At 71.4% G+C, this 23894-nt stretch carries 26 protein-coding genes and 1 pseudogene; 8 read left to right on the top strand and 19 right to left on the bottom strand.

Features of this window, described 5'->3' with window-relative positions:
- Positions 1-485 precede the first annotated feature (485 nt).
- The 5 genes from IU369_RS15885 to IU369_RS15865 all read right to left on the bottom strand — a co-directional run bounded on the left by IU369_RS15885 (position 486) and on the right by IU369_RS15865 (position 4952).
- Positions 486-929, bottom strand: coding sequence for a signal peptidase II (locus IU369_RS15885; protein WP_217921958.1), 444 nt, complete (start codon positions 927-929; stop codon positions 486-488).
- A gap of 146 nt (positions 930-1075) precedes the next feature.
- Entirely contained in the window at positions 1076-3004 is a 1929-nt protein-coding gene (locus IU369_RS15880) for a heavy metal translocating P-type ATPase (protein WP_217921957.1), read from the bottom strand.
- Entirely contained in the window at positions 3001-3333 is a 333-nt protein-coding gene (locus IU369_RS15875) for an ArsR/SmtB family transcription factor (protein WP_217921956.1), read from the bottom strand. The genes IU369_RS15880 and IU369_RS15875 overlap by 4 nt, the downstream gene beginning before the upstream one ends.
- A gap of 180 nt (positions 3334-3513) precedes the next feature.
- On the bottom strand, positions 3514-4452 hold the full coding sequence (locus IU369_RS15870; RefSeq protein WP_217921955.1) for a M56 family metallopeptidase: 939 nt from the start codon (positions 4450-4452) through the stop codon (positions 3514-3516).
- 32 nt (positions 4453-4484) lie between these two features.
- Positions 4485-4952, bottom strand: coding sequence for a BlaI/MecI/CopY family transcriptional regulator (locus IU369_RS15865; RefSeq protein WP_217921954.1), 468 nt, complete (start codon positions 4950-4952; stop codon positions 4485-4487).
- A gap of 64 nt (positions 4953-5016) precedes the next feature.
- Between IU369_RS15865 and IU369_RS15860 the strand changes: the two genes are divergently transcribed.
- The 3 genes and pseudogenes from IU369_RS15860 to IU369_RS23870 form a co-directional block, all read left to right on the top strand.
- Positions 5017-5238 carry a hypothetical protein gene (locus tag IU369_RS15860; RefSeq protein WP_217921953.1) on the top strand — a complete coding sequence of 74 codons (222 nt, stop codon included), beginning with the start codon at positions 5017-5019 and terminating at the stop codon, positions 5236-5238.
- Positions 5238-5486, top strand: a complete 249-nt coding sequence (locus tag IU369_RS15855; RefSeq protein ID WP_217921952.1) for a hypothetical protein — start codon at positions 5238-5240, stop codon at positions 5484-5486. Before IU369_RS15860 ends, IU369_RS15855 begins: the two co-directional genes overlap by 1 nt.
- Positions 5483-5896: pseudogene (locus IU369_RS23870) on the top strand (class I SAM-dependent methyltransferase); the annotation flags it as partial. The gene IU369_RS15855 and the pseudogene IU369_RS23870, both read left to right, overlap by 4 nt.
- A 6-nt stretch (positions 5897-5902) precedes the next feature.
- Here the strand turns inward: IU369_RS23870 and IU369_RS23365 are convergent.
- The gene (locus tag IU369_RS23365; RefSeq protein WP_246551279.1) at positions 5903-6073 is read right to left on the bottom strand and encodes a hypothetical protein; all 171 of its coding nucleotides are present in this window, start codon (positions 6071-6073) and stop codon (positions 5903-5905) included.
- 204 nt (positions 6074-6277) lie between these two features.
- Between IU369_RS23365 and IU369_RS15845 the strand changes: the two genes are divergently transcribed.
- Together IU369_RS15845 and IU369_RS15840 are read left to right on the top strand one after the other, a co-directional pair.
- Positions 6278-6910 carry an SCO family protein gene (locus IU369_RS15845; RefSeq protein WP_217921950.1) on the top strand — a complete coding sequence of 211 codons (633 nt, stop codon included), beginning with the start codon at positions 6278-6280 and terminating at the stop codon, positions 6908-6910.
- Positions 6911-6961: 51 nt separating this feature from the next.
- Positions 6962-7867: a WD40/YVTN/BNR-like repeat-containing protein gene (locus IU369_RS15840; protein ID WP_217921949.1), complete on the top strand. Its 906-nt coding sequence runs from the start codon at positions 6962-6964 to the stop codon at positions 7865-7867.
- A 12-nt stretch (positions 7868-7879) separates the two neighbouring features.
- On the opposite strand, the gene IU369_RS15835 is transcribed toward IU369_RS15840, so the two are convergent.
- Positions 7880-8599 carry a cytochrome c biogenesis CcdA family protein gene (locus tag IU369_RS15835; protein ID WP_217921948.1) on the bottom strand — a complete coding sequence of 240 codons (720 nt, stop codon included), beginning with the start codon at positions 8597-8599 and terminating at the stop codon, positions 7880-7882.
- Positions 8596-9225, bottom strand: a complete 630-nt coding sequence (locus tag IU369_RS15830) for a TlpA family protein disulfide reductase (RefSeq protein WP_217921947.1) — start codon at positions 9223-9225, stop codon at positions 8596-8598. Before IU369_RS15830 ends, IU369_RS15835 begins: the two co-directional genes overlap by 4 nt.
- 130 nt (positions 9226-9355) lie before the next feature.
- Between IU369_RS15830 and IU369_RS15825 the strand changes: the two genes are divergently transcribed.
- The gene (locus IU369_RS15825; RefSeq protein ID WP_217921946.1) at positions 9356-10111 is read left to right on the top strand and encodes an ABC transporter ATP-binding protein; all 756 of its coding nucleotides are present in this window, start codon (positions 9356-9358) and stop codon (positions 10109-10111) included.
- Entirely contained in the window at positions 10111-10908 is a 798-nt protein-coding gene (locus IU369_RS15820) for an ABC transporter permease (protein WP_281426190.1), read from the top strand. The genes IU369_RS15825 and IU369_RS15820 overlap by 1 nt, the downstream gene beginning before the upstream one ends.
- A gap of 142 nt (positions 10909-11050) precedes the next feature.
- Here the strand turns inward: IU369_RS15820 and IU369_RS15815 are convergent, their stop codons facing one another.
- The 11 genes from IU369_RS15815 to IU369_RS15765 form a co-directional block, all read right to left on the bottom strand.
- Positions 11051-11992 (bottom strand): ArdC family protein, encoded by a 942-nt coding sequence (locus IU369_RS15815; RefSeq protein ID WP_217921944.1) that lies wholly within the window; start codon positions 11990-11992, stop codon positions 11051-11053.
- Positions 11989-13641 carry a type IV secretory system conjugative DNA transfer family protein gene (locus tag IU369_RS15810; protein WP_217921943.1) on the bottom strand — a complete coding sequence of 551 codons (1653 nt, stop codon included), beginning with the start codon at positions 13639-13641 and terminating at the stop codon, positions 11989-11991. The genes IU369_RS15815 and IU369_RS15810 overlap by 4 nt, the downstream gene beginning before the upstream one ends.
- 51 nt (positions 13642-13692) lie before the next feature.
- Complete coding sequence (locus IU369_RS15805; RefSeq protein ID WP_217921942.1) at positions 13693-14106, bottom strand: hypothetical protein; 414 nt, start codon at positions 14104-14106, stop codon at positions 13693-13695.
- A 21-nt stretch (positions 14107-14127) separates the two neighbouring features.
- Positions 14128-15366, bottom strand: coding sequence for a hypothetical protein (locus tag IU369_RS15800; RefSeq protein ID WP_217921941.1), 1239 nt, complete (start codon positions 15364-15366; stop codon positions 14128-14130).
- The gene (locus tag IU369_RS15795) at positions 15363-16841 is read right to left on the bottom strand and encodes an SCO6880 family protein (RefSeq protein WP_217921940.1); all 1479 of its coding nucleotides are present in this window, start codon (positions 16839-16841) and stop codon (positions 15363-15365) included. The genes IU369_RS15800 and IU369_RS15795 overlap by 4 nt, the downstream gene beginning before the upstream one ends.
- Complete coding sequence (locus tag IU369_RS15790; RefSeq protein WP_217921939.1) at positions 16831-18234, bottom strand: hypothetical protein; 1404 nt, start codon at positions 18232-18234, stop codon at positions 16831-16833. The genes IU369_RS15795 and IU369_RS15790 overlap by 11 nt, the downstream gene beginning before the upstream one ends.
- The gene (locus tag IU369_RS15785; protein ID WP_217921938.1) at positions 18231-18887 is read right to left on the bottom strand and encodes a hypothetical protein; all 657 of its coding nucleotides are present in this window, start codon (positions 18885-18887) and stop codon (positions 18231-18233) included. The genes IU369_RS15790 and IU369_RS15785 overlap by 4 nt, the downstream gene beginning before the upstream one ends.
- A gap of 66 nt (positions 18888-18953) precedes the next feature.
- On the bottom strand, positions 18954-19226 hold the full coding sequence (locus IU369_RS15780) for a DUF6112 family protein (protein ID WP_217921937.1): 273 nt from the start codon (positions 19224-19226) through the stop codon (positions 18954-18956).
- 833 nt (positions 19227-20059) lie between these two features.
- A complete protein-coding gene (locus IU369_RS15775; RefSeq protein WP_217921936.1) occupies positions 20060-20200 on the bottom strand; it encodes a hypothetical protein in 141 nt (46 codons plus the stop codon).
- Between the two features lie 526 nt (positions 20201-20726).
- Positions 20727-22511, bottom strand: coding sequence for a carboxypeptidase-like regulatory domain-containing protein (locus IU369_RS15770; RefSeq protein ID WP_217921935.1), 1785 nt, complete (start codon positions 22509-22511; stop codon positions 20727-20729).
- A 35-nt stretch (positions 22512-22546) separates the two neighbouring features.
- Positions 22547-22855 (bottom strand): hypothetical protein, encoded by a 309-nt coding sequence (locus IU369_RS15765; protein ID WP_217921934.1) that lies wholly within the window; start codon positions 22853-22855, stop codon positions 22547-22549.
- A 591-nt stretch (positions 22856-23446) separates the two neighbouring features.
- Between IU369_RS15765 and IU369_RS15760 the strand changes: the two genes are divergently transcribed.
- Positions 23447-23893: a helix-turn-helix domain-containing protein gene (locus IU369_RS15760; RefSeq protein WP_217921933.1), complete on the top strand. Its 447-nt coding sequence runs from the start codon at positions 23447-23449 to the stop codon at positions 23891-23893.
- The last annotated feature ends 1 nt before the right edge of the window (position 23894 follow it).

Raw genomic sequence — 23894 nt, 5'->3', positions numbered from 1 at the left:
CCCGGCCTCCAGGCCCACCCCTCCCAGGAAAGGTGGGGCGCCGTCCCGGCTGCTGCCGCGCCGATCTAAAGCGCTCGGACGGCTGCCGAACGCACAAAAGCCGCCTCGGCGCTCGTGCGCGGGCCCAGCGGGCGGGCCGGGCCCCGGGCCATCGTAGTGCTCGTCGCAGACAACGACCTCGCCGGCAGCCAACGAATCGCGGGCTATCTCGTGGCACCGTGGTGGCGGATGACGATCGGGCCACCTTCGGTCGCCAGCCGGACCTCAGCGCCTAAGGCTTGGGAGCCGAGTAGCGCGCCGCGCCGAAGCGCGCGCAGGCTAGGCGGTCAACCTCGCGTGCGACCCCGGCCCATGATCTGCGGGCGAAGCTGGGCAGTGGGCGCAGGTGCTCAGCTTCGACGCGAAGGCGCCCGGCGGGGATCACGGCGATCCCCGAGTGGCGCGCGGTCTTCACGAATCCGGTCGTCCCGGCGCTTAGAGGAGCTTCACCGAGGCGCGGTTCGTTCGTCCTCGTCCTGGCCGATGATCCATAAAAGGAGGCACGCCCCGCAGACAATTGCCACGTCAGCGAGGTTGAAAGAAGGCCAGAGTCCAACCTCGATGTAGTCGGTCACCTCGCCCCGGAGGACGCGGTCCGACAGGTTGCTCGCGCCGCCGCCGAGCAGCAGACCTGCGGATACCGCGGCAAGAAGGCGCGCACGCGCGAACAGTCCGAGTGCCAGAACGACAAGGGGCAGTACGAGCGCCGTCACTACCCCGACGGCGCGTCCCGCTCCGGCGAAGAGCCCGAAGGCGATGCCATCGTTTTGGTTGTGTCCGAGCGCCAGTTGCCAGACCGAAAGCCAGTCATCACCACGCGGGATAGTGGCTCTGACCGACCATTTGACGATCTGATCGGCGACGAGCGCAAGTCCGGCGATCACCGCCATCAGCCGCCAGCGGCCACGCTCGGCGTGTCGGCGGCGGCGGACCTGCGACCGCCCGACGACCTCGCGAAGGCTCGGCTGTGCGACCGGGCGCCCCGGGGGGTCTGGGCCCGCCAGGTCGCGGGCTCTCCTGAGCCGGGACAGCACGGCTACGCCGGAACGGGCTCAGGTGGACGGGCAGCTCGCAGTCCGTTGGCGACCGCCAAGAGCTCGGACACCTCGTGCACCAGTACCGCGACCACCACCGTCAGCAGCCCGATCACGGCGCTCGGGATGAGGAGGGCCAGGAGCGCGATGCTGAAGGTGAGGTTCTGACGGGAGATGCGCTGTGTTCGCCGCCCCAGTGAGAGCGCCTCGGGCAGCTTGCGCAGATCGTCGGCCATGAGAGCGACGTCGGCGGCCTCGATGGCCGCGTCGGTGGCGCCTGTCCCGAGTGCGATGCCGAGGTCCGCGCGGGCGAGGGCGGGCGCGTCGTTGATGCCGTCGCCGACCATCGCGATCGTCCCGAACCGCTCGCGCAGCCGCTCGACTTCCTCGACCTTCTGCTCTGGGAGGAGCTCGGCGCGCACCTCGTCGATGCCGAGTTCATGGGCGATGGCCTCAGCGGTGCGCCGGTTGTCCCCGGTGAGCATTACCAGGTGCTCGATTCCTAGGTGCCGCAGCGCCAGAAGCGCCTCGCGCGCCTCAGGGCGCGGCTCATCGCGCATCGCCACGACCGCAAGCACCTTGTCCTCGAGGCCGATTAGGACCACGGTCTTCCCTTCCTGCTCGAGCCGCTCAACCGCGCCCGGCGGTGTCGCCTCGGGGGCGAGCTGGGCGAGAAGGCGTGGGCTGCCGACCCAGACCTCTCGGCCATCGAGCGTCGCCCGCGCGCCGTGCCCGACGATCGCCTCAAATGCCTCGGCCGGGCGGGGCTCGACGCCCTCGGCGTGGACGTAGTCGAGGAGCGCCCGGGCCAGGGGGTGCTCCGAGCGCGCCTCGACCGCCGCCGCCACCGCCATCGCCTCGCTCAACTGGACGGTCCCTTGCGTCAGGAAGTCGGTCACCTGCGGCTTGCCGCGGGTGAGCGTGCCGGTCTTGTCGAGACAGATCGCCTGCACCTTGCCGAGGGTCTCGAGCTGCGCGCCGCCCTTGATCAGGATCCCCTCGCGTCCGGCGCGGCTGATGGCGGCGGCGACAGCCACGGGAATCGACATGACAAGGGCGCAGGGCGCGGCGGCGACGAGGAGCGTGACGGCCCGAAGGGCCCACTCGTCCCAGTCGCCGCCGAACAGCGGTGGGACGACAGCGACCAGGACCGCCGCGCCGAGGACGGCCGGGCTGTAGCGATCGCTGAAGCGGTCGACGAAGCGCTGGGCACGCGACTTTTGACCCTGAGCCTCCTCCACCAGGTGGACGATCCGCGAGAGGCTGTTGTCGGCGAAGGCGCGGGTCGCCTCGACCTCGATCGCGCTCTGGCCGTTCACCGTGCCGGCGAAGACGGGCTGCCCGGGGCCCTTGTCGACCGGCACCGCCTCGCCGGTCACCGCCGCCTCGTTGAGCGTCGTCTGGCCCACCCGGATCGCCCCGTCGGTGGCCAGGGACTCGCCGGGGCGCACCACGAAGATGTCGCCCGGGCGCAGGTCCTCCGCCGGGATCTCCTGCTCGCGGCCGTCGCGCAGGAGGCGGGCCTGCTTGGGGGCGAGCTCCAACAGATCGCGGATCGCCGAGCGCGTGCGGGCGAAGGTCAGCTCCTCGACCGCCTCCGCGGCGGCGTAGAGCACTACCAGGGCCGCGGCCTCCTCGAACAGGCCGAACGCCATCGCCCCGGCGGCCGCCAGGAGCATCAGGGCCTCGATACCGATCTCGCGCTCTTCGATGAACTCCTCAAGGCCTTCGCGTGCGAAGAAGTAGCCGCCGATCACGATCGCGGCGATGAAGAGTGGAAGGGCGGCGGCCTCGGAGTCGGCCTGCCACTGGACCAGCACTCCGGCCAGGGTGAGCCCGGCTGCGACCAGGGCGTTGCGAAGCGGCGGGAAGCGGTAGAGGGCCTGCCGCCAACCAAGCGGCCGCGTCGGCAGCTCCTTGACCTCGCTCATGCCGCCCTGCCGCGGCGACCGTAGCGCGAGCAGGCTTCGATCGTCCCCCCTGCACGCTCCACGAGGCCGTCGGCCAGCGCCAGTAGCTCGTCCACGCCCTCGCCCAACCCGTAGTAGACCTCGCGGCCCCGCCGCTCATGGGTAACGAGGCCGCATTCGCGCAGGCAAGCAAGGTGGGCGGAGGCGTTGGGCTGGGACAGCCCGGCGTCGCGCGCCAGGTCAGTCGCCCGGCGCTCACCGGCCCGAAGCGCCTCCATGATCGCGAGGCGCGAGGCGTCCGAGAAGCCGTGGAAGAGGACGGAGCGCGCGGCAAGCCGGTTCGCTGGCATCAGAAAAGCATAAACCAACGGTTATGCTTCGGGTAGCGCCTCATCTCGGCGGCGAGGCGCGCCAGGCGCCTCCGGGCCTGTCGGGGATTGGGTCGTCCAACCGGCGCGGCCGACGCCGAACGGCACGGTCCTGCTCTCAGGTGTGCTTGAGGACCCTTCGCTCTCCCGAGGAGGACAGCGTCACTCAGCGTCCAGTGCGCGGAGCCAGCGCCGGACGCTGATCCAGCCGACAGCGACGACAACCCCCCTCAGGCCCCACGCGATGGCCATGTCGGCGAGATCCGCCCCGTTCATGGGCATCGGCGCGATCGCGTCGGAGTGTGTGCCGGGGCTAACGACGACGATCAAGATGAGTAGCGCCACGAGCATCGATCCGACGGCCGACCGTCTTAGCACCGATGACTCGACGGCCATGCGAGGCGGGCTTGCGCCAGGGACGAGGGCGTCGATACGAGCGCCCAACGCGGTCCCACCGCCTGCGATCGCCGGCGCACCCGCCGACTCAGGCGCCGAGTGGAAGGCCAGCAAGGCCTCCGCCAGGGCGCGACGGCCGGCCCAGCTACGTGCGCACTCGTCAGCGGCCAACTCGTAGCGAAGGCGCTGGTGCTCAGCGGTTCGACGGGCAGCGGGCACGATCCACAGCCCGCGCCCCACCGCGTGAGCCGCGACCTGGCGGAGAGGGTCGCGGTTTCGGGCGTGGGCCGCTTCATGGGCCAGTACCGCCTCCAGCGGAGCGGGGTCGAGGGAGTCAACCAGGGTGCTGCTCACCACCACCGTTGGTCGAAGGAGCCCCGCGGAGAACGCCAGGCTCTCGGGGAGGTCGGTGACGACGAGGCGACGGATACCGAGGTCTCGCGCAGCGCTCGCGACGACGGGCGGCGGGACGACGGCGTACTGGCGTGCGACCCGAATCGTTCGGTGACCGACAAGCGCCTGCCGGCACAGGTGCCAGAGCACCATCCCCCAGATCGACGCCGCGAGCGCCATGGCCAGCACCGTCGGGACGGAGGCCGCGGTGGCGGTCGCCCGTGCGCACGCGTGCAGGATGATCCACGCGGACATGCCGCCCGCGCCCCAGCCGATCGCCCCGAGGATCCCGATCGGAGCCACGACGGCCACGGCTGTCCACGCAGGAACTGACGGCCGACGCCTCATAGGTCCTCGCGATTCAGCAGCTCACGTAGTCGGACCAGATCTGCCGGATCACCGTCGCGCATCCTGGCGGCGAAGGCGGCAAGCGCCTCGTCGCCGTGCGCATCGATCAGCCGGTCGACCGCCTCACGTGAGAGGGCAGCCGACAGGCCCGTCGGGTCGACCGCTGCCAGGTACAGATCGCGCCGGCCCTCGCGTCGGCGTATCAACAACCCCCGAGCGTGGAGACGGATCATGACCGTGAGGACGGTGGTGTAGGCCCGCGTGTTCGCCCGGGCCTCGAGCAAGGCGACGACCTCGCGAACCGACGACTCCCCCGCCGTCCACAGCTCCTCCAGGATTGCTCGCTGGAGGCTCCCGAGCGGTGAGGATGGGCTTGCGTCGGGCTCGTGGGACTGGGCAGGCGTCCCGCCCTGTGACTGCTCGCGCATCGGGTCGACGGTACTCCGAGCCTGCTGGCTGGACAACGACAGCCGGGATAGTACCCTGATGACTACGCGTCGCGTAGTTGAAATCAACGGGAGGTCGACGATGGAGGGAATCCTGCTGAGCCTCGCAGTGCTGGCGTGCCCCCTCGGGATGGTGCTGATGATGATGTTGATGGGCCGGGGGATGATGGGTGGCAAGAAGAGCGCGAACGCCGACCGAAACTCCGGGGACGACGTCGGCACCCTCAGGGCCGAGTCGGCCCGCCTCGACGGGCGGATCGCGGAGCTCGAGGCGCGGGGCGTACCCGAGACGGTGGAGCGCTGATGGCGACCGCCCTGCTGGTCGCCGCGGTCCTTGTCGGCGTCGCGGCGTGCCCTCTGATGAGCGTGATCCAGCGACGTCGCGGGCGCGACGGCTGCTCTTCGAGCCGCTCGCGGACACCGGGGGCCGCCGAGAACCTGGCAGAGCTCAGGGCCGATCGTGCGCGGGTGCAGGAGCGGATCGTCGCGCTCGAGCGGGACGCCTCGACCGGAGGCCGCGCCGCGCAGATTGCCTCCACTCGACGCCCGTGACGACGGCGTCCGACCAGCTGCGCCTTGACCGCCTCTTCGAGCGGACCGCGCCGCCTACGACCTCCAGCTCCTGCTCGAGCGACGTGCCCTCAGGACTGCCGCCTGTCTCGCGGGGCCACTCGGCGGCCTGCGGGTTCTCGACCTCGCGTCCGGCACCGGCGCCCTCGCAGCGGCGATGCTGGACCGGGGCGATCCACCGGTCGAGCTCGTGGCCGTCGACGCTCCGCGGCGATGCTCGCCCGGGCGCGGAGGTGCCTGGCGCCCTTCGAGGATCGCTCTCGGGTCAGCGTGGCCGCGCCGACGCGCGCCGGCTGCCGTACCCCGGCGGGACCTTCGACCTCGTGGCGAGCGGGTACTTTCTCCACCTCCTCGAGCGCGAGAACGCTGTGGCGGCGCTGGAGGAAGTCCGGCGGGTGCTACGTCCCGGCGGCCGGCTCGTGGTGGTCGTCCACAGCGCCCCGGCCACCCGGTTCGGTGGGCTCTACCGGCGGGGGTGGCGGGTTCTCGAGCGGGTTCTCCCGCTGGTCGGGCCGGGTCCCCTGGAAGATGCTCGGCCGCTTCTCGAGAGCGTCGGGTTCGCGTTCCACACCGAACGCCGTAACGGCCTGGGTACTGGAGTCAGGTGCTCCTGTGTGGGAGGACCTGAGGTCCGGTCTCGGTTCCCGCCGGCGAAGCCCGCCGGTGTCCCGAGGGGTACGTGCGCCAGGGACGCTTGTCCACGCCCTCTAAAGCGATAAATACTATACGCTGCGTAGTAGATGCTTCGACGCCGACCAGGAATTACATCCCTGTTGATCGTCGCACTCGCCGCCCTGATGCTGGGCATCGTCGCCTTGGCGGGCGCGGTGCTCGGCGGGGGCGGGGGCGCAGGTCGAAGCGCTGATGCGGACGTCAACACGGAGCGGTTTCGCGGCAATGCCCCCTCGGCGGACTTCGACGCCGCGGACTTCGCGCTGCGTGACGCCCTCAGCGGCGAGCTTGTGCGGATGTCCGATCAACGCGGGCGCGTCGTCGTGCTGACCCTCCTCGAGAGCCGGTGCACCGCGGCGTGCCCCCTGATCGCCTCCCAGGTCGGCGAGGCCCTTCGCAGACTGACCCCCGAGGATCGGAGGGACGTCGTCGCCCTGGCGGTGAGCGCGAGCCCTCGCGATGACTCGCGCGGGAGCGTGAGGACATTCCTCAACCGCCACCGCGCCGTCGGCGAGATCCGCTACCTCAATCGCCCCGAGGCCGAGCTGCGGCGGGTCTGGAAGGAGTACCAGGTGCTCTCCGCCCTCGAGAGCGGCGACGCGGACACCCACTCGGCGCCGGTGCGGATCTACAGCCGCAGCGGTCGCTGGCTGGCGACCCAGCATGCCGGAGTGGACCTCAGCGCCGCCAACCTCGTCCACGACATCTCGTTGGCGCTGCTCGATGAGCGGTGAGCGGCGGGTGCGGCCCGACTGGTCGTCCGAACACGGAGGCTCGATGTGCGCATGATTGGAGGACCCCGCGGGCGGGGGCTTCGTCGGATCGTCGCCTCAGGTGCGCTTGCGCTCGTTGGCGCCGTCGGCCTCGCCGCGTGCGGCGGCTCCGACTCGACCGCAGGCGCCGAGGCGTCCTCGCCCGGCTCGCTGGCCTCGATCCTCGGAGACAGCCACGTCCATAGCCTGATCGTCGATCGAGATGATCCTGCCCGCCTTCTACTGGGGCTCCACAAGGGTCTCTACGTGTCTGCCGACGCCGGGCGCAGCTGGGGCCTCGCCGACCTCGAGGGCGATGACGCGATGAATCTCGCCAGCGCTGCCGAGGGCGCCCCCCTCTGGGTCGCTGGCCACGAGGTGCTCGAGCGATCCGACGACGACGGCGCGACATGGGAGTCCGTTCGCCCCGAGGGCCTTCCGGGCCTTGATCTGCACGGTTTCGCGGTGAGGCCCGATCGGCCCAAGGAGATTGTCGCCGCCGTCGCCGGCCAGGGGCTCTACCGATCCAGGGATGGCGGCGCCTCGTTTGCGCTCGCCTCGACGCAGGTCGGGCCGAGCGTCTTCGGGATGGCGCTGACCTCTGACGGCACCCTCTTCGTCGCGGACCCCAGCCAGGGACTACTCGTGAGCGCCGACGGCGGGAGCGGGTTCCGCGTCGGTATCGAGGGTCAGGGGATCGTGTCGGTGGCCGCGGTGCCTCGTCAGTCGCGTCTCGTGCTGGCGGGCGGTCAGCCGGGAGTGATCGTCTCCCGCGACGGTGGCGACAACTGGGAGTCGGCGTTCACAGACGCCGGCGTGGCTGCAGTGGCGATCGACCCCAGCGATCCGCGCCGTGCCTATGCCGTGGGCGATGACGGGCGTGTCTATACCACGGGCGATGCCGCCCGTACCTGGTCGGCTGTCGATGAGGGTGCGTAGGAGTGCCCGCGCTCAGCCGAACTGGTTGAAACGCGACAGCTCGCGCGTGATGACCGCCAGCTGGCCGGAGGCCACGAGCAGCCCCATTGCGACGAGCCCGGCACCCGAGACGAGGGACAGGGCTGCACCGGCTCGGCGGACGCGTCCGAACACGCCGACCGCCCGGTCGAAGGCGAGGCTCGTCACGAGGAACGGCACGCCGAGTCCTGCGGAGTAGGTGAGCAGTAGCGCCGCCCCACCGCTCGGGCTCTGCCCGGTGGCGGCGAATGTCAGGATCCCCCCGAGGATCGGTCCGATGCAGGGGGTCCAGCCGATCGCGAAGACGACTCCGGTGAGAAGGCCTCCCCCTATGCGTCCGCCGCGTCCGCGCGCCCATGCCAGAGGGCTCCACTCGCGCTGACCGACCCCGAGGCGTGGACCAAGGACGACGACCAGCCCGAGGATGACAAGGAGCGCCCCTCCGACCAGTTCGAGGCCGCGTCGCTCGCCCTTCAGGAGCGCGCTCGTGCCTCCGATGCCCGCGCCGAGGAGGGTGAACACGATCGCGAAGCCGCCGATGAACGCGAGGGTCGGGACGACGACGGCCCGGCGCTGGTGAGCGAGCCTCTCGACCGAGACCCCGGAGATGAAGGCGAGATAGCCGGGCACCAGGGCGAGGACGCAGGGAGACAGGAACGAGAGGACCCCACCGGTGAAGGCGACGGCGAACGCCGTCACCCCGAGCTCGCTCACGGCCCCGAGCTGCCCAGGATCAACTCCATCCCTTGCGCGATCTGCTGGGCGTCGATCTCACCCACCCAGTGGACTCGGACGCGGCCTGCGCGGTCGATGAAGAACGTCTCCGGCACTCCGGTGAGCCCATAGTCGCGATAGCTCTTGTCACTCGTGTCGCGGACGTGCGGGTAGGTCTGGCGGTACTCGACGATGAAGTCGAGCGCGTTGCCCTTCAGGTCCTGGATGTCCAGTCCGAGCACGACCAGGCCCCGCCCCCTGCCTGCCCTCCAGGCGCCTTCGAGGATCGGCGCTTCGCGCTTGCAGGGGTCGCACCAGGAGGCCCAGAAGTTCAGGACGACCGGGCGTCCGCGAAGCTCCGAGAGCGAAAAGGGCTCGCCGTTGCGCTTCCCGAGGGCGTCGCCGTTGGCGAGCACCGGGAGGGTGAATCCCGGCGCCTCCTCGAGTTCCCCTCGGGCGATCGCATCGTCGATGCTGGTGTCGACCTTGCCGGCCGTGAGGCCGACGACGAGGAGGGTGACGAAGCCGCCCACCAGCAGCGCTGCCAGGACGGCAAAAAGTATCCGGCGGGCGGGCCCCTCCCTCTCGGCGGGCTCGAGCTCGCCGGATGGCGTGTCGGGGGGCATCCAACCAACCTTATTACGTCGCCCGTAGTAGACGGTAACCTCTACCGGGCCGACTGTCCGCCTTTCGGGGGTGCAACGTCGCCTTCGTCGGTCTGCCAGACAGTCAAGGAAAATCTTGAATGGATCCCCCGTGATCAGCGACCGCGACACCCCGACTGCGGCAGCCGCGCTGACCGTCGAGGGCCTCGCGAAGGTCTACGACGACGGCACTGTGGCGTTACGGGGGCTCGACCTGCGCGTCCCGGCGGGCGCCTTCTACGGCCTTCTCGGTCCCAACGGCTCCGGCAAGACGACGCTGATCGGGATGATCACGGGCCTCGTGCGGGCGCCCCGCGGACATATCCGCATCTTCGGCCACGATGCCGTAGCCGATCAGCGCCGCGCCAGGCTGCTGGTGGGGCTCGCCCCGCAGGAGATCCACCTCGACCGCTTCCTGTCGGTGCGCCAGGTGCTCTCCTACCACGGCCGCTACTTCGGGATGGCCACCGCCGAAGCTGAGGAGCGCGCGGAGGAGCTGCTCGGTGCTTTCGACCTCGCCTCGAAGGCCGGCTCGGGGCCCAATCGCCTCTCGGGCGGTATGCGCCGGCGCCTTCTGATCGCGCGCGCGCTCGTCCATCGCCCCCGTCTGGTGATCCTCGATGAGCCCACTGCCGGCGTCGACCTCGCCCTGCGCCACGAGCTTTGGGCCTATCTCGGCCGCCTCCACCGCGACGAGCGGACGACGGTGCTCCTCACCACCCACTACCTCGAGGAGGCTGAGGAGCTCTGCGAGCGGATCGCCTTCATCCGCGATGGCCGCATCCTCGCCGAGGGCACGGCCGCGCAGCTCGGCGAGCGCTTCGGCGGGGCCCGCCTCGAGGACGCCTACCTGGCGGCGATGCGGTGATGGACGAGAGTTCCCACGATTCCCAATCCCTCAGGAGCGCCTCGCTGCGCGGCACCGCCGCCCTCGCCGGACGTGAGGTGCGTCGGGTGCTCCGGCTCTGGACCCAGACGATCCTGCCCGCGGTCGCGACGGCCCTGCTCTTCCTGGCGATCTTCGGTGTTGCGCTCGGCGATCGTCTCCAGCAGGTGGACGGTGTCTCGTACCTGTCGTTCATCCTGCCGGGCCTCCTCGTGATGACCGTCGCCGGCCAGGCGTTCGCGAACACCTCGACGAGCCTCTTCCAGGCCAAGAACGAGGGCTACATCGAGGACATCCTGACCAGCCCCCTGCGGTCGGCCGAGATCGCCGTGAGCTACATGGCGGGCGGCCTCGTGCGGGGGTGGCTCGCGGCCGCGGCGGTCGCCGCCATCGCGCTTCCCTTCGCCGATGGGCTGCACCGGCCGGCCGTCGCCGCGATCGCCCTGGCGCTCACAGGGATCATCTTCAGCGCCCTCGGGGTGATCACCGGCCTCTACGCCGACAGCTTCGACCAGCACGCCTTCGTCGCGAATCTCGTGATCGCACCGCTCGCGCTCGTAGGAGGGGTCTTCTACTCGGTCGAGCGGCTCTCCGAGCCGTGGGCGACGCTGACGCACCTCGACCCCATCTACTACCTCGTGGACGCGACCCGCTTCGGGTTGACCGGCGTTCAGGAGACCAGCCTCGCTGCCTCGCTCCCCGTCGCCGTCGCCGTCGCGATCGCCCTCGGCGCGGTTGCGGTCGCGCTTCTCGGGCGTGGCTGGCGACTGAAGCCGTGATGGGCGACGAGTACCTGTCGCTGGACCAAGCCCGGAGCCGCGGCGAGGTTGCGCGCGTCGGACCGAACGGGCACCCCACGCGGAAGGGGCGGGTTTAGCTCTAACACCCCAGCCCCTCTCGGATCGCGGGGTGGTCGTGACGCTACCCCACTCGATCGACACCGCGAGCGCGCCTCGGCCGGCCCCGCGGTGCCGGATCCTCTCGTCGCCGGTCGACGACCGCCGTTCGCTCGAGGCGGGCGTCAAACCCCAACCCCCGTTCGAGCACTATGGCGATCCGGTGGACGGCTTCTGCGTAGCCGGCGATCTCCTTCGGCGCTGCGTCGGCCCACCCGGACACGTAGGGGATTGCCTGCCCGCTGATGTCGAGTCGCGCCGCCGATAGCGCGACGAAGGCAGCGGTCTCAGCCACCACCTCGGCGCCGGGCCGGCCGAACTCGGCGTAGCGGGCGCCGTGGACGTGGGCGAGCTCATGGACTAGCACGGCGACCTGCCCGTTCGGTGCGAGCGCGGCCGACAGCGCGATCACTTTGCGGCGGTGATCGACGAAGCCTTCGGCGTCGCCGGGCATGGCGTCGTGGCGCTCGACGGCGTATCCGGCGTCTGCCGCCTGCCGCTCGAGCCCGGCAAGCAGGTGGGTGTGCGAGTCGCCCGAGAGGGGTCGCATTGGCGGCGGTTCGGGGAGCGGGGGGCCGTCGGTCTGGGAGATGTCGAACACCGGAAGCAGCACGAAGGCCCGCACCGCGGCGGTCTCCTCGCCTGTTGCCTCGTCGCGCTCCCGTCGGACCGACGGCGCCCAGATCCGGAGGGCCCGCTCGCCGCGACGGACCTGCCGGCCGAGTTCTGTCCAGTGGCGGAAGCTCGCGACGGTGGTCGCCTCGGGCCGCTGGGTGAGGATCAGGAGGGTGTTGTTGAGGGAGTAGCCGCGCAGCAGCGCCCGGGCCTTGGCGAAGCGTTGCCAGCCTTCGGAGCTGCGGAGCTCGTCGCATGCCTTCTCGAGCTGCGCCCGTGCCTGCTCGCGGCGGGCCTCGGCGTGGTGGGCGGCCTCGGTGCTCGGCTGGTTCCGTCGGCCAGCGGGCGTCACTGAGCTTCCTCCTGGCCTGTGGCCCGCCGGCGCAGTCCACGCTCGCGATACCAAGGCCGTAGCGACAGGCGCGCCGGCGGTAGGTGGCCGTAGACGAGGATCGCCTCTCCTGGCGGCACGCCGCGGACGGCGTCGGCGGGGGCGAGGCGCCGGGTCCGCGTGCCGCGGGTGCGGCTGGCACTGCCGCGCTCGCCGAGGGTGCGGCTCTCGTACTCGACTTCTTCCTCGCCGAGCGCGCGGCTGAGGTAGTCGAGGGTCCGCGCGTCGGAGATCCCTGAGAGGAAGAGCTTGGCGCGATGGTTGGCGAGGATCGTGTCAGCGGCCTCGCCGTAGCGTGAGCGGGTTTGGGCGAGGTCCTGGAAGACGCTCACCACCTGGATCCCCTGTCCGGCGGCGGTCGCCGCGATCTGGGGGAGGTTCCGGATCGGGGCGGTGTTGGCGGCCTCATCAAGCACGAGCAGCAGCGACGGATCACAGGGGCGCCCTGACGCGGCGCGAGTGTAGGCCGCGTCGACGACGTGCTCGACCAACCCGGCGAACAGGGGCGCGAGGCGCTCCTGATCCTTGGCGGGCGCGATCACATAGAGCGTGTTGCGGCCGGTGAGTAGCTCGATCGGGTCGATGCCGTGTGCGTCGGTGCTCGCGAGCACCGCCGGGTCGGCGAAAGGTGCGAGGACCGCCTCGGCGGTGGCGTAGACCGATGAGAGGGTGCGTTCCTCGCGTCGGCAGGTGGCCTGGAAGGCGGCGTGGGCGTCGGGTTCGCCGAGGTCGAGCAGGAGCTCTGCGACGGCGGTCTGCTCACCGGAGTCGACCCAGGCGACGACGTCGCGCATCGAGCCGTCGATCTTGCCGGCGGCGCCGAGCAGCAGCGGCGCCAACAGCTTCTGGGCCATCTGGAGCCAGAACTCGGCGTCGCGGCCACCGGCGGCACCTTGGGCGCTCGTGAGGTTGTGGGCCATCCGCCGCGCCTCGGCCCACGTCTCGCAGGAGCGCACCGGGTCCCAGCCGACGACGCGGGCGTCATCGAGCTGGGCGGCGCCGGTCGGGTCGTAGATCCAGACCTGCCCGACGGCTGCGCGGGCGTGCAGGGTGTGGTCGAGCAGGTCGCGTTTGACCGACACGGCCACCACTGGCCCGGCGGCTTCGAGGATCGCCGGGATCGCGAGCCCCGCCGTCTTGCCCGACTGGCTCGGACCGACGACGATCGTGCTCGCCCGCGGCTCGGTGGCGACGAGGCGCCGCCCGAGCCGCCCGAGCGTGAGGCGCCCCGGTTGGGGCTCTCGCACGACGAGCGCCCGCAGGTCCCCGGCCCGCGCCCAACGGGCGCCTGAGCCCTTCGGCGTCCCAGCCCCGAGCCGTCGTCGGGCCAGTGTCGCGGCTCCGAGGCCGACCGATAGGACGGCTCCGAGCACTAGGCCCGCGACGGCGTAGAAGCTGACGGGTCCGGGCAGGCGACCCCGGTCGGGCGCCGGCCAGGCGGCCGCAGGGTCCGACCAGGCACCGGGCAGCCGCCCAAGGACCCCCGGCATCTGCCCGAGGCCGCTTGAGAGCAGCCCGTCCCCGAAGGCCAGCGCCGCGAGCTGCCCGATCCCCCAGGCGAGGAACGCGACGCCGAGGACGCCGGCGAGGATCACGAGGCCCGCGTTCACCCACGGATCCTCGGGTGCACCGGTCGTCCCGGGGCGCGGGGGCACCGGCGCCTACTTGGCGGCCGCGGCCCGCGGCCGACGGGGCCGGCGCACCGGCTCCCGCGCGGCCTCGGCATCGCGCAACTCGGCCTGTAGCTCGGGCGCCGCCTCATCGAGTGCCTGCTCGACGGCGTCGAGCACCTCCGCGAGCTGCGGCAGTGCCTGATCGGCGACAGCGGGCGCAAGGCCACAGGCCCGCATCCCCTCGAGGCCGACCACTACCCGCCCGAGATCGCCGACGGCGAGGCGGAAGCGCCCGTCAAGTCGTGCCGAGGCGCCGTAGCCGGCGACCCGGTCCGCGAGGGCGGTCGCCCGCTGGGCAAGTTCGGAGTCGGCGGCCCGCGGCAGGAGGGCCTTCGGGATCTGCGGATCCCTGTTCGCCTCCGCTCTGAACGGGCCCTCGCCCAGCTGCAGTTCCCTCTCCATCAGTGCCTCCTTCGATAGTGGTCAGGGGCTGGCGACTGCGCTTCGCATCCGGGCGTCGGTGTCGACCAGGGCACGCTCGGCCCGTGAGAGCCGATGCTCGACCACGAAGGACCGCTCGCCGACCTTCCAGAGGGCGACTCCGCGGGGGAGGGTCGCGACGTGGTCGACCTCGGTGCCCGTGAGGCCGACGAGTTCACGGGTGGCTGCGAGGTCGGCGGGGCTCTGGGCGAGGATGATCCGGGTCTCCGAATCAGAGAGGAGTCCCTGGGCGATCTTCGCCTCGCGTGACCCGGCATCCCCTGCAGCCGTGAGGTCCGAGAGGCGGTGGATCACCAACATGTTGGCGACCCCGTAGGAGCGGGCGAGCTTCCAGGAACGCTGGAGGAAGGTCGCGGCCGCCGGGTCGGCGAGGACCGCCCACCCTTCGTCGAGGACCACCAGCCGCTTGATTCCGTCGTCGCGAGCGAGACGCCCCGAGAGCCAGGCGCTGACGCAGACCATCAGCACCCCGAGCGCCGGGGAGCCGTGGAGGGCCGACAGGTCCAACACGACGATCGGTGCGTCGAGTTCGACGCCCTCGCTGGTCGGGCCGTCGAACATGCCATGGAGGTCGCCCTCGCAGAGCCGCCGGAGTTCGAGGGCGCAGCCGCGTCCGTAGCGGGCGAGGTCCTCCGCGCGGACGGCGATCGAGGCCGCCGCCTCGTGGGTGGGGTGCAGGAGGTGGTGCTGGACCGCGGGGAGCGTCGGCGCCCCGTCTGCGGCGGCGGCCCGGTAGGCGAGGTCGAGGGCGGTGTGCTCCTGGGGCTCCAAGGCCCGCCGCAGCGACCCGGCGACCAACGCCCCGAGCAGGGCGACGCGCTCCTCGCGTCCACCGGCGGCGTCGAGCGGGTTGAGTCGCACCTGACCCCCCGGCACCAACCGGATCGGCCGGCTGCCGAACCACTCGGCCAACGGGCCGTATTCGCCTTTGGGGTCGATGACGACGGCGCGGCGGCCAAAGAGGGCTTGGCGGGCGAGGTAGGTCTTGATGAGCGCCGACTTGCCGCGGCCGACCTGCCCGGCGACGAGCGCCGACGGCCCGGTGAGGGCCCCCTGTTCGTAGAGGACCCAGGGGTCGAAGCAGAAGCTCGCCCCCGAGTAGACGTCGCGGCCGATGTAGACCCCCCGCCCCCCGAGGCCCCCTTCTCCCATGAACGGGTAGGCGGCCTGGAGGTGAGCACTCGTCAGCTGGTGGGCGGGGTGCCGGGGACGGCCCCTCACCGAAGCCCCCGACAGAGGGGGAGGGTGTACGTGAACCCGACGGCCTGCTCGCCGTAGAGCGGCCTAAGCTCGAGGCGCGCCATCTGGGCCGACTGCTCGAGCTCAGCCATCGCTGCCGACAGCTCGTCCGCTCCATCGGCGGAGACGGTGACGTAGCCCGAGAAGCGGACACCCGAGTGGCCCTCCGCCAGCTCCTGCTCACGTTCGACCAACGCCTGCTGTTGGCGGCGTCGGCGGGCAGTGGCGAGGAAGCCCATCCTGGCGCGGAGTTCGTCGTCGCTGATCTCGTTGGTGCGGGCGTTCTCGGCGGCTCGCAGCGCTCGGGCGGGGTCGAGGGGTTCCATCACGACCGCGACGCTGCGGCGGGTCGTGCCGCCGAGCAGGAACGGCAAAAGGAAGTCGGCACCGACCTCGACCCGCGGCCACTCGGCGATCCAGTAGCTGCAATGGAGGGCGTCGTCGCTCTGGTAGGTCCGCCACGACTCGGCGGCGGCCATCGGCCCGGCGTTCGCCGGGTCGGTACCCGCCCGCTCCCGGTCACCGGCGCCGAGGCGATCGAGGCGCGACCGGTCGCCGGGGGAGAAGCCGAGGCGGATGGCACGGGCGAGTAGGCGCGGGCTGAGCGCCCCCGCCACGACGACCTCGGCGCGCACCAGGTGCTCGGAGAGGGCGGTCAGCTCACGGAGGAGGACCGCCGCTGCACCCGCCTCGCCGCCGCCGGCGCGGCGGATCACCCCCGCGGCTCGGCGGGCGTCGATCTGGAGGGCGAGGAAGGTCTCGTGCTGACGGGCCGCCGGGGCGGCCTCATCGAGTAGCTCGAGGTAGGAGGCGACGCCCGAGTGGGTGGGGGGGAGGGTGAGCCCCTCCGCGAGGTAGCGGCCGAGTTCGTCCGCGCCTTGGGTGACGGTGCGGTCGATCCAGGCGAGGCGGCTCACCGGGCTGCCGGGCCGGGCGAACCCCGAGAGCACCGCGCCCCAACGCGCAAGGCGCCGCTCCTTGTCCGCGAGTTCCAGTAGCGCGAACGCCCCGCCCTGGACTGCCAACACCGCCGTCCACGTGGATCCATCGTGGGCGATGCCGACGTCGCCGCGTCCCGAGCGGGCGCCGACGATGCGGAGGCCGGACAGGTTGTCGGGGAGGTCGAGGCCCTCGATCTCCCCGAACCCGTAGCCGCGGAGGGGGGCCTTCGTCAGGTAGTGGTGTCGGCCGCGGGCCCGGCGGCTGGCGAAGCCCGTCGCGATCGCCGCCCAGGCGACCGGCGGGCGACCGCCAAGGTGCAGGAAGGCGCCGCCGAGTCCCGCGCCAGCGACGGCGAGGCCCGACAGCGCTCCGCTGGTGCCGGGGGCGAGGTTCAGGCAGGTGACGAGGCCGACCAGGCCGAGGCCGACGCAGGCGACCTGGCTCCAGCCGAGACCCCCGACGGCGCCCCCCGGCTCTAGCGGACCGAAGCGGTAGCGCGACGGCTCAGGCGCCATCGGTGCCCCGCAACGGAAGCTGGCCGGGCGGCGGACCGGACGGTGCCCGGCGCGGCGCGGACGATGGGGGTGGGGTCGAGCGACGCTCAGGGGAGGCGGGATCGGGCTGCGGCGATGCCGCCGCGGTCATGGCCTGGGTCGCTGACGCCGCCGCGAGCTGCGGCACCGCGGCGACCAGCCCGGCGGCGGCGGGGGCGCCGCCAGCGCTAGGGCTCATACCGCCCCTGCCGCCACCCTGACCACCGCTTGAGGGGCCGCTCGGGCCCTGCGGGCCACCTCGCCCGACGCCGCCCGCGCCGGCGGCGCCCATGGCGCCGCCGGCGAGTCCCATCCTCCTGCCAGCCGCTCCGGCGGCGCCGAAGGTCATACGAGTGCGGGCGACGTTCCAGGCGAGCGACGCCCCCGTCGCGCCGGCGAGGGCGTGTCGGCCTTCGCGTTGGGGTTGGGCGACCTCCGCCGCCAGCGGGATCAACGAGAAGAGGACGAAGGGAGAGAAAGCCGCGAGCAGGAACATCCCCGCCCCCGCCAGAAGCGCCGAAGGTCCGTTGCCGGAGGTGAAGGCCGACAGGCCGAGCGACAGCGTCGCGACGATCACGAGCTTCGAGAGGATCGCCGCCACGATCAGCTGGACGAGACGCCGCACCCAGCCCGAGAGCACCGGCCAGATCATCGTCGCCAGGAACAACGGCAGGAACATCACCGCCACGTAGACCACTCCGGCGCGCAGGATCAGCTCGAACCAGACGAACAGGGCCGCCAGCGCCATCACCAGGGCCAGGAGGAAGGACGCGAACAGCGGGATCGGTCCGCCAACCGCGCTCGCGGTGGTGAGCGTCGTGGCGAGGGTGTCGGTGTCGGCCGCGACACCACGGGTGAGCTCGGCCGACAATGCGTCCGTGACCGCCAGCGCCGTCTGGGTGACGGACAACGCGAGCCCCGTGAGGAGCATCGCCGCCGGCAGCTGCAGGAAGGTCGCGCGCACCAGCAGCCCGGCGTCTTGTCGGACGAGTGCCTGTAGGACGGTGAGCAGGAGCAGCGGCAGCAGCAGGATCGCCCCCGACTGGAACATGAAGGCGTAGTGGCGCTCGAACCAGGGGGCCGAGAGATCGACGGTGGTGGTGGAGTCGATCGCCTCGGCGACTTGGCCGAGGAGCCAGGCCGCCCCGTCACCGACCCAGCCGGTCAGCTCGCCGAGGACCGCATCACCCGCCGCCCCCGCCGCCGCGTTCGCCGCGTCGCCGGCGGCATCGCAGACGACGCTGACCCCCGGTACGTCGCAGGGCCCCGGCACGCCGACCGCCCCCGCCCGGGCCGGCGCGACTAGCGCGAGGGCGATGGCGACAATCAGCGCGACGAGGCAGGCGCCGCTCGAGGCTGATCGTCGGCCGTTCACGGCGGGAAGGGGGAGAAGCCCTGCGCCGAGGCGACGAAGTCGCCGGCAGCGACGGGCGCCTCGGGCGCGGTGACCGAGGGCACCGGGCCCGGTGTGTCGACGCCGAAGCGCTCGACCCGCCAGCGCCCACCCGTCCAGACGAGTTCGGCGCGGCTGGTGGACCAGGCGGCGATCGGAGCGCGCTCGGGCGTCGCGAGGAGCGTCACCTGCCAGACCGCGACGCTCGCCCTCGTCGCCGAGAAAGCTTCGACCCGGTAACCGACCGGGGTCATCCGAAGGACCACCTGCCCGCGACCCGCCGACGCGCCGAGCAGATCGCCGAGGTAGCCGTAGGTGCGCTCGAAGAGGGGAGCAAGCTCGGCGCGGTAGTTCGGTGGTGCGATCCGGGCGACCGCAGTACGCCGTGCCTGCGGGCTCGAGAGTAGACGTGGATCGGCGAGCGACGACAGCGCCTGGGCTGCCGTGCGTGCCGCTCCGGCTTTGGTGCGCGAGGCGCTGGGGCCGGCGGTCTCGACGGGCGGGGGCGCGGGGTCGGCAGAGGCGTCCGGACGAGGAGCAATCGTGGTCGGTTCAGAGACCGCGCTGGGGGCGGTCAGGCGACCGACCGCCAAGCCGAGTGCGAACACCAGCAGCGCGGCACCGAGGACCGGCATGCGATGGCGCAGGGGGCGCTCGCGTCCCTGGATGAGCAGGTCGGTGCCGGAGCGGGGCGCGATGGCCTACTGGCGTCCGACGCCGTAGAAGAAGTTGACGATCTGGGGCGCCATCCCAACGAGCAGGCCGGCACCGGCGGCGATCAAAACCCCCCGCCGGCCACTGGAGGTTGCGCCGTGGTGGTTCGACTGCGCGCCCCACGCCCAGGCGATTGCCGCGACCACCAGCGCCGCCAGGATCAGGATCAGCGACCACGAGTAGAGGCCGTCGACGAGCTTCTGGAGCTTGGCTTGACCGGGAAGCCCGGAAGGGTCCGGCGTGGCGTTGACCTGAGACACGATTTGCCATCCCCACGCCTGCATCCGGCCTCCGCATAGTCGGTTGACTATATTAAGTGAACCGTATTGGGGTAGGAGCGTCAAGGCTCCGTGTTTCGCTTCGACCCGGAACCCGCGCCGAGTCGTGGCTTCACCCCACGTTGTCGGGCTGTTCGCGGCGCGGCGGGTCGTGAGGGGTGCCGGTGGCCCGGCTACGGATCAGTCAGGGACTCGCCACTCGGCACGCACAGAGCAGCGCCCCGTCCGCGGCCACGCGGGCCGTCTGCGGTGGGGGAGCAGCGTCCCTGCCGGGCCGACCTAGGCTGTGAATCAGATGCGGGTCAGCCGGCCATTCGTGGCGCCGCGAGCGTCGAGGCCACCGATGGCTCGTTCTCGGGTGCCCTCCGGGTGGAGGGCAATGAGCAGCGCTTACCCGACGAGGGCGTGGAGCCTTCGGACCTCGGCATGAACGGACGGCACGTGGAGTTCATCGTTGCCGAAGATCAGGACTCCGCGACTGCCGTCGAAGTGGCGCATCAGGTTGCCCTCGGGTGGGAACCCGTTGCCCGACATGTCCAGAGATAGGTCAACGGTCGAGCCCCTTGGGTGTGCCGCGATTTTCTCGACTCTCTCGTCGATGTGCTCGAAAGCATCACGGACGGCCGTGCTTCCGAGCGGCGACGCCGTGGGGTCTTGCGGGACACCAAGGTGGTCACGGAGCCGGCCTCGCCTGTTCTTGTTGCCGCGGACTGGCCAGAAGATCTTGGAGAGGCAGCCAGCGCTTGCAAGGAGCCCTTGAGATCCTGCCCAAAACTGGGTTGTGAGGGGTGGGACACCGTCCGGGGGGTGAATGACTAGCCCCGGCGGGGGTTCTGGCCCGCCATAACGTGCCGCATGTAGGCGATGTGGCCCTCTGCCACCTTCACGGAGTAGAGCGCGAAGTGGCACTGGTTCTCGACTTCCTTAAGCAGGGCTTCAAAGACGGCGTCGTCCATGCATTCATTCCTTGGTTGAATGCGGGGGAGAATCCCACGGACCAGCCGACGGCAACTGGGGGAAAGGGTCTAACCGCCGGCCCGTGTCCAGATCTTGCGTCCTGTCGTCGCGTTCCTCGAGCAGTCGGTCGAAGGGCGCATCCAAGCGACCCGGCGACCGCCAAGGGGGGGCGATGGCCGACGGGCCGGCAGGGGACATCCGCGTGGCCGCGATCGATGGACGCCGCGGCCCCGTCATCTCCCGACGTTCGATAACCGCCATCGACAACCGGCAGCACCGTCGCCAGCCTCACGTTCACCCGAGGAGCGGCCCCCGCTTCAGCCGTGCAACGGTCCTCAGTCCGTCACCTCGTGCGGACTGATCGAAGGATTGGGCGAAGCAACGACGGCAGCCGGGGCCGCAACCGGACCCGAGTGGCCCGGACCCTTTCGAGGCCCCTAACTAGGAAGCCTGGCGTGTTGACGCATAGGGCAGGCGCATCTCGCTGACCCTGCCGTTGCCGATCAGTAAGTGCCCCGGAGTAGCTCACCCCACGGCGACGTCGAAGCGCCTCGCAACGACCGGAAGAAACGCCCAGCCCCGCTCGCGAGGTACGACTACGCGCATCGGGATCGTGAACGGCGCCGTGCCCGGGCTGAACCGGTAGCGCAGCGAGAAAACGCCACGGCGGTCGGCGGTGGCCAACTGCAGCGGCAGCCACTTCCCTCGCAGGCGCCATTCGAGCTTGACCAGCTTGCCCCTCCCGGCTCCACGGGGCGTGATCACTCCGCTCACTCGGAGTGTGTCGCCGGGACGGATCGACCGCGTGCTGACCTTCGTCCGCACTCGCGGGCGAAGCTGGACGACGGCGGGAGCGACGACGAGGGGCCGCCCGAGGGCGATTGCCCGCCAGGTCCCGCTCCGACGCGGTCGGATCTTGAAGGTGAAGCGCCCGCGCCCGTCGGTCAGCGTCGTCGCCGCGGTGAAGCCCTTCGGGTCCACGAGGTAGACGGAGGCACCACGAAGGCCACGCCCGCTTGCGTGCAGGAAGCGGCCCGAGACCGCTACCGAGCGGGCGTACGTCGATGCGACCAGCGGGATTAGGAGCCGTCCGGTGCGACTGTAGCTGCGGGCTTGGTGGGCGCGGATACCGCGCGTCTCGATGCGCGAGAAGTTCGGCAGGGGTGCCCCGCTGGCCTCTATGCGCCCCGGTTCGCCGAGGGGTCCGTCGCCCCCGATGATCGTCGTGGTCGGCCCGCCGGCGGCGGTCGGCGAGGGTCGTGTGACGAGGGCTGAGATGACCTGTCGCGATAGGCCTGCGTTGTCGGTTGCCGTGAGGAAGAAGCGGATCGTTTCTCCCGGGGCGGCGTAAGTGGCGAGGTCGACGTCGCTGGTGATGACGCCGGCCGACGACGATGCCACCGTCGGTCCGTCGGGGGCGTGGGCCCGGAGGGTCCAGTCACTCACGCCGCTTGTGGCGTCGGCGACGTTGACCGTCACGCGCACAGCGTCCGCGGGTAGACCCACGAGGGAGACGCTCGCCAAGGGCGGAGTGCGATCGATCCGTAGCGTCGCGTCCTGGAACCCGGCACCACCGGTGCCGTCGCCATCGACCTCGAGCCGCAGGGTCATGACCCCATCCGGAAGTGGGGCGACATTGAGCCCCGTCATGTGGGGCCCTTGGCCGGGCGTGCCGGCGTAGAGCCCGCGTCCCATCGCCGAGATGCGTTGCTGGCCGATGCCGTCGGAGCCGAAGTTGTCCGACGTCTCCCACTGCACGCGCGCCTGGTCGCCGGTGATCCATCCACCCGGGACTGCGATCCAGCGCGCCGACGGCGCCTGCACGTCGCGGACAGCGATCGCCGGATCGAGGAACGTCCAGACGCGGTTGGGCTGCTGGCGGGCCTCGGTCTGCAGCAGCCGAAGCGACGCCGTCTGCGCCCGCACACCGATCTGGTAGGCCTTCGGCTGCGACGGGCTCCGCGGAATGTCGGCTTCGGCGACCTGCCAGGCGAGCGCGCCGTCGGCGAGGACCTGTTGGGCGATCGAGGTTGGTGTCTGGTGAAAGCGGACGGCCCGCCAGCTGAGAGCTTCGATCACCGACCCGGGGACGGGGGTGCGCAGGTCGATCTGCCACTTGGTCCCGGTGAGAGACGTTCCGATCGGTGGGCAAGTGACACCAAGACTCGCTCCGGTCTGGGCCACCGAGCACTGGTCGTCGGGGACGGCTTGGGCAACGAGCGCCTCGACCCCATAGCCGTAGAGGCTGCCCTCGGTCGCCTGTCCGGGGGCCGCTACTGCCAGGGAGCCCCCCGCGGCGAGGACGGCCAAGCCAACGGTGCGGCGCTGGAGTCCGGGGCGCCGCATCAGTTGAGGTTCCAGGGGCCCGGGGTGAACTCGCGCTCAGCTGCCGAGACACCCGGCCACGGATCTGCTGCCGGTGCCGCCGGTACGGCGGGGGCGGCGGGGCGTGATGGCGCCGCGACCTGCGTCGCCTCGGGGCTGCTGGGTGTTGGCGCCGCCTCGCGTTCGCGCTCCCTGCGGCGCGCTTGCTCCTGCTTCTCGCGGGCCACCTCGCGCCGGCGCTCCGCCGACTCCCGGATGCGGGCCTCGAGGCGGGCGGACGCTGCGGGCCACTCGGCGACGCTCGAGCCGACCACGGCGGGCGCGTTCACTGCCGCCACGTTCCCGGAGTCTCGATCGGCCGGTGGGCTTCCATCGAAGGAGAAGAGCACGACGACCAGCAGCGTCGCAAGCCCAAGCAGCCCGGCGGCGACTCCCGCCCCCAGGAGCGCTCCTGCATCGGGACGCCGGATCGAGGGCCGGCCGCGAGGAGGAGAGGTCGAGCGGGGGCCGCGAGTAGCAGTGGAAGCCCGAGGGCGACGCCGGCCGCTGCTCCCGCGGCCGCGGGCGGTGTGGACGGGTGGCGAGTCCTCGCCTCCGACCGGTACGAGGCCGTCACCGAGGTCCTCACCGCCGGGTCCAAGCACAGGCTCCCACCGCGCGGGCCAGGGGACGTCCTTGTCGAGGACCCTCGGCTCAGTGACGGCCGGCGGCTCATGCATGGGAGGGTGAGGCAGGTCTCCACCGACCTCGTCCCAGTCCATCGCGCCATCGTCGTTTGCCATCACCCCGCTATCCCCTTATGCTCGGTTGACTGTTTGCGGCAAACCGAGAATAGCTGATCCGAGGAAGAAGAACACAAGCTATGAAATCCTACAGTCCGCTTCCCCCGCGACCTCGGTCGGTTGTTCAGAATGCGTCTCATGACTCGCACACCGGCGAACGAGGTGCTGACCGCCAGCGAGGTGGCCCAGTGGCTCGGCCAGAACCTGGAGACGGTCCAGCGCGCCGCCAAGTCGGGGCGCCTACCGGCGCGGCGGATCGGCAAGGAGTGGCGCTTCCTGCGCGACCTGGTCGCCGACGCCCGGGGAGTGAAGCTCAGCCCGGGTGCCGTCGCCGAGGACGACCCCTTCCCGCGCTCGCCCTTCGACACCCGCGAGGGGACGGCGTCGGCGGGGATGGACGCCGACGAGGCAGCGGAGCTCCTACGGGTCAAGGAGTGGACGATCCGCAGCGAGGCGAACCAGGGACGGCTCCCCGGCTGGCGGGAGGGACAACGCTGGCGGTTCTCACGCGACGAGCTGATCGAGCACATGCGCCGCGACGAGCCGGAGGACCGGATCCGCTACGACAGGCGGAGCGCCCGGTAGG

The sequence above is a fragment of the Miltoncostaea oceani genome, from assembly GCF_018141545.1.
GTDB lineage: Bacteria > Actinomycetota > Thermoleophilia > Miltoncostaeales > Miltoncostaeaceae > Miltoncostaea > Miltoncostaea oceani.
Note: the sequence above shows the minus strand (reverse complement) of the source record. Positions and strands in the feature narration are given on the sequence as shown.